Consider the following 4,871-nt stretch of genomic DNA (forward strand, 5'->3'; position numbering starts at 1 on the left):
ACGGTCAGGATCTGGAACGGCCAGTCCGACGGCGCGGACGCCGCGCGCGCCGGAGCCTCTTCCAGCACGGCGAAGGCGTTGGTCCCGCCCACGCCCAGGCTGTTGATCCCGGCGCGGCGCGGATGCGCCCCGCGCGGCCAGTCGGTCAGCGCGTCCGCCACCCGGAACGGCGAGCCGTCGAAGGCGATCGCCGGGTTCGGACGCTCGAACCCGAGGCTGGGCGGGATCTGCCGGTGATGCAGCGCCAGCGCCGACTTGATCAGCCCCGCGACCCCCGCCGCCGTGTCCAGGTGCCCGATGTTGGTCTTGACCGAGCCGATGCGGCAGTGGCCGACGGCATCCGTTGTCTCGCGGAACGCCTGGCTCAGCGCCGCGATCTCCAGCGGGTCGCCCAGCCGCGTGCCCGTGCCGTGCCCCTCGACATAGCCGATCGTGTCCGCGCGCACGCCCGCCAGCGCCAGCGCCTCGGCCACCGCGCGCGCCTGCCCGTCGACCGACGGCGCGAGGTAGCCCGCCTTGCGCGCGCCGTCGTTGTTGACCGCGCTGCCCTTCAGCACCGCCCAAACATGATCGCCGTCGGCCAGCGCATCGGCCAGCCTCCGCAGCACGACCACACCGGCGCCCGAGCCGAAGACGGTCCCCTCGGCCCGGTGATCGTAGGCGTGGCAGGCGCCGTCGGGCGACAGGATCTCGTTCTCGCGGTGGATATACCCGCGCCCCTGCGGCAGCTCGATCGTCGCGCCGCCGGCCAGCGCCATGTCGCACTCGCCCGTCAGCAGCGCCTGCGCGGCGTAATGCACCGCCACCAGCGAGGTCGAGCATGCCGTCTGCACGCCCACCGAGGGCCCCGTCAGGTCGAAGACGTGGCTGACCCGCGTCGTCAGGAAGTCCTTGTCGTTGCCGGTATGGCGCAGCAGGAACATCCCCGTCCCGTCCACCAGGTCGGGATTGCTGCACAGGTTGAAATAGAAATAGCTGCCCATCCCGCAGCCGCCCCAGACGCCGATCCGCCCGTCGAACCCGTCGGGCACGTGGCCGGCATTCTCCATCGCCTCCCACGCGACCTCGAGAAAGCGGCGATGCTGGGGGTCCATGATCGCCGCCTCCTTGGGCGACAGGCCCAGGAACTCGGCATCGACCGCGTCGAACCCCTCGAGCGGTGCGGCGTAAGGCACGTAGGCCGGATCGCGCATTCGGCCCGCATCCTCTCCGGCGGCGCGCAGCGCGTCGTCGTCCAGCCGGCCGATCGACGAGACTCCGCCGACGAGGTTGCGCCAATAGGTGTCGAGATCCGCCGCACCGGGCAGGTGGGCAGCCATGCCGACGATCGCGATGTCGCCGTCCTGGGCTGCGGAAACGCTGTTGCCCTCCGGCGCGGGGGCAGCGGTCGGCGGCTGTCTCATGGCACGCTCCTGACGATCGCGCGCCTCGCCTTCTGCAAGCGCGCGCCGCCGTCATGATAGGGAAATGCGTGCAAAGTGCGGCGGATTCCGGAATTCACTGTGATTGCCCGTTGCCGCTGTGTCCGGCAGAGCCCAATTCGCCCATTCAGCGCGAACGCGCCCGGACCTATGACCAGCGCCCGCACTCCGGGGAGAGTCGCCGCAGGCGACGGGGCAGCGCCCCGCCCGCCTCACGCGACGCGCTAGCCCTTCGGCTCCAGCCGCGCGGCCTTGCGGCGCACCAGCACGGCGCGCAGGTCCTGCATCGCCAGCAGCAACTCGTCGGTTACCGCGTCCAGCTCGTCGTCGCCGGCACGCGCCTGCGCCCAGTGCGCCGTGCGCCCGATCAGCGCCAGCGTGCGTGCCACGTCGTCCGGCCCCGCGACCGCGTCGTCGGCCGGCCGCGCCAGCCAGTCGCCGATCGCCGCCAGGTCCGCCGCGTCCAGCACCCGGTCGCCCTGCGCGCGGACCTCGCCGCCGTCCTTCACGAAGGCCAGCGGCTCCATCGCCACGCGGCGGGCGCGCGCGTCCTCCGTCACGCGGAAGACCTGCGCGCCGCCGGGCCGGCGGCGGAAGTAGAACGGCGGCAGGTCGCTCATCTCAGCCCGGCGCAGAACGTCTCGATCCGGTCGCAGGCCTGCACCAGAACCGCCTCGGACGCGGCGTAGCTGACGCGGAAATGCGGGCTGAGGCCGAAGGCCGCGCCGAACACCACCGCCACGTCGTGCTCTTCCAGCAGCGCGGTGCAGAACGCCTCGTCGCTGTCGATGAGCGCGCCGCCGGCGCTGGTCTTGCCGATGCACCCGGCGATCGACGGGTAGACGTAGAACGCGCCCTCGGGGACCGGGCAGGTCACGCCCGCGCAGGCGTTCAGCCGCGCCACCACCAGATCGCGCCGCGCGCGGAACGCCTCGGCCCGGCCGGCCAGGAACGACTGGTCGCCCTCCAGCGCCGCCGCCGCCGCCCATTGGCTGATCGAGCACGGGTTCGTCGTCGACTGCGTCTGCAGCTTGCGCATCGCGGCGATCAGCCGCTCGGGGCCCGCGGCGTAGCCGATGCGCCAGCCGGTCATCGCGTAGGCCTTGCTCACGCCGTTCAGCGTCAGCGTGCGGTCCTTCAGCCCGGGCTCGACCTGCGCCGGAGTCACGAACTCGAACCCGTCGTAGCAGAGGTGCTCGTAGATGTCGTCCGACAGCACCCAGACATGCGGGTGGCGCATCAGCACGTCGGTCAGCGCGCGCAGCTCGTCGCGGGTATAGCCCGCGCCGGTCGGGTTGCTGGGCGAGTTGAAGATCAGCCACTTGGTCGCCGGCGTGATCGCCGCCTCGAGCGTCTCGGCCGACAGCTTGAACCCGGTCTCGGGGCCGGCGGCCACGATCACCGGCGTTCCACCACCCAGCCGCACGATGTCGGGGTAGCTGACCCAGTAGGGCGCGGGGATGATCACCTCGTCGCCCGGGTTCAGCGTGGCGATCAGCGCGTTGAACAGCACCTGCTTGCCGCCGGTGCCGACGCTGACCTCGGCGGGCGTGTAGTCCAGCCCGTTCTCGCGCCTGAACTTGGCGACGATCGCGGCCTTCAGCTCGGGGATGCCGTCGGGGGCGGTGTACTTGGTCTGGCCGTCGCGGATCGCGACGATCGCCGCCTCCTTGACGTAATCGGGCGTGTCGAAGTCCGGCTCGCCCGCGCTGAGCGAGATCACGTCGCGCCCCATCGCCGCCCGCTCGCGCGCGACCTGGGTGATCGCCACCGTGGGCGAGGGCTGAACGCGCGCCAGCGCGTCGGAAAGGAAGGACATGGGGGCCTGCGAATGTTTGAAATGAACCCGCATCCGTCTTAGGTTGCGCCATCGCAGGGATCAAGCGCGCCGCGCAGGGGACACCGCCATGACATCGGACACCGCAGACACCGGCAACGCCACCGGCAGCACGACGGACTGGTACGGCCCCGACGCGGCCACCTTCGGCGACCGGCTGGCCGCCGCGCGCGAGGCCGCCGGCATGACCCAGGGCGATCTCGCCCGCCGGCTGGGCGTCAAGCTCAAGACCTTGCAATCGTGGGAAAACGACATGGCCGAACCGCGCGCCAACCGGCTGTCCATGACCTCGGGGCTGCTGGGCGTGTCGATGGTCTGGCTGATCACCGGCGAGGGCGAGGGCCTCTCCGCCCCCGAGGACGCGCCGGCGAACGCCACGCCCGACCTCAACGCGATCCTGCTGGACATCCGCGCCGTGAAGATCCAGCTGCAGGCCGGCAGCGAAAAGCTCTCGCGCCTCGAAAAGCGCCTGCGCGCCATGCTGGCGGCACAGTGACGACGGCACGAAAGCGGGAATCACGGACATGAACACGGCGAACCTGAACATCCCGCCCGAGAACCGCGAGACGCGGCTCAAGCGGCTGACCATGCGCTCGATGCGGCGCGGCATCAAGGAAATGGACATCCTGCTGATGCGCTATGCCGAAGCGCGGCTGGCGCAGATGGACGACGCGCAGCTCGACGTATACGAGGCGCTGCTGCACGAGAACGACCAGGACCTCTACCAGTGGGTCTCGGGCCAGGTCGCGCCGCCGGCGCGTTTCGCCACGCTGATCGACGACATCCGCGCCGTCGCCGCGCACGGCCCCTGACGCAACGGCAGCCGCCGAGGCGTTGCGCGAGCCTGAATCGACCGCGCGCTGTTTCGGAAAAAAAGCAACGCGTTTAACGCAATGTTGGGTATTTCGGCCACATCTTCGCGCCAGTGTCACAAAGCGGAGATCGTTATGAGTATACATGCCTCCATGACGCCCGAGACCGATCAGGGCTTCATGGCCAGCTATCTGGAATCGCTCGGACTTCTCGAGCGGCTTCACCGGCTGCTTCTGGACGTCATCAAGGACGAGTTCGAGCGGCTCGGCATCATCGACCTGAACGCCGTTCAGGCGCTGCTGCTGTTCAACATCGGCGACAACGAGGTGACGGCCGGGGAACTGAAGACCCGCGGCTATTACCAGGGCTCGAACGTGTCCTACAACCTCAAGAAGCTCGTGGACATGGGTTACATGCACCACCAGCGCTGCGAGATCGACCGCCGGTCGGTCCGTGTCCGCCTGACCCAGCGCGGCCGCGAAATCCGCGAGATCGTGTCGGGCCTGTTCGAACGCCACGCCGACGGGCTGCAGTCCAAGAGCGTGCTCTCGCACGACGGTATCGAAGATATAACCACCGCGCTGCGGCGCGTTGAACGCTACTGGTCCGATCAGATCCGCTACATCTACTGATCCCGACCATCGGCTACAGAACGTAGCCGCGCGGGACCCAAGGTCCGGCACCGACAGACCCCTCCCCAACATTGCACGACACGCGCGGCAACCGCCCGCTCAGCCCGGCGGCAGCGGTGCGTCCGACGCGCCCACCATGCGGTTCTCGATCTCGCGGAACAGCTTGCG

General features: G+C 69.8%; 6 protein-coding genes. 3 read left to right on the forward strand and 3 right to left on the reverse strand.

Annotation, left to right across the window (positions count from 1 at the left end; translation table 11 throughout):
- The 3 genes from ACFDTC_RS12285 to ACFDTC_RS12295 form a co-directional block, all read right to left on the reverse strand.
- Positions 1-1,403: beta-ketoacyl synthase N-terminal-like domain-containing protein (locus ACFDTC_RS12285; protein WP_375259176.1), on the reverse strand; the 1,403-nt coding region annotated here is incomplete at its 3' end.
- A gap of 242 nt (positions 1,404-1,645) precedes the next feature.
- Positions 1,646-2,041 (reverse strand): hypothetical protein, encoded by a 396-nt coding sequence (locus ACFDTC_RS12290; protein WP_375259171.1) that lies wholly within the window; start codon positions 2,039-2,041, stop codon positions 1,646-1,648.
- On the reverse strand, positions 2,038-3,240 hold the full coding sequence (locus ACFDTC_RS12295; RefSeq protein ID WP_375259172.1) for a pyridoxal phosphate-dependent aminotransferase: 1,203 nt from the start codon (positions 3,238-3,240) through the stop codon (positions 2,038-2,040). Before ACFDTC_RS12295 ends, ACFDTC_RS12290 begins: the two co-directional genes overlap by 4 nt.
- Positions 3,241-3,328: 88 nt before the next feature.
- Between ACFDTC_RS12295 and ACFDTC_RS12300 the strand changes: the two genes are divergently transcribed.
- From ACFDTC_RS12300 to ACFDTC_RS12310, 3 genes are all read left to right on the forward strand, one after another.
- Complete coding sequence (locus ACFDTC_RS12300) at positions 3,329-3,754, forward strand: multiprotein-bridging factor 1 family protein (protein ID WP_375259173.1); 426 nt, start codon at positions 3,329-3,331, stop codon at positions 3,752-3,754.
- A gap of 28 nt (positions 3,755-3,782) precedes the next feature.
- Positions 3,783-4,070, forward strand: a complete 288-nt coding sequence (locus ACFDTC_RS12305) for a succinate dehydrogenase assembly factor 2 (RefSeq protein WP_375259174.1) — start codon at positions 3,783-3,785, stop codon at positions 4,068-4,070.
- A 135-nt stretch (positions 4,071-4,205) separates the two neighbouring features.
- Positions 4,206-4,703, forward strand: coding sequence for a MarR family winged helix-turn-helix transcriptional regulator (locus ACFDTC_RS12310; RefSeq protein WP_375259175.1), 498 nt, complete (start codon positions 4,206-4,208; stop codon positions 4,701-4,703).
- The last annotated feature ends 168 nt before the right edge of the window (positions 4,704-4,871 follow it).

It is taken from the genome of Citreimonas sp. (genome assembly GCF_042096055.1).
Lineage (GTDB): Bacteria > Pseudomonadota > Alphaproteobacteria > Rhodobacterales > Rhodobacteraceae > Citreimonas.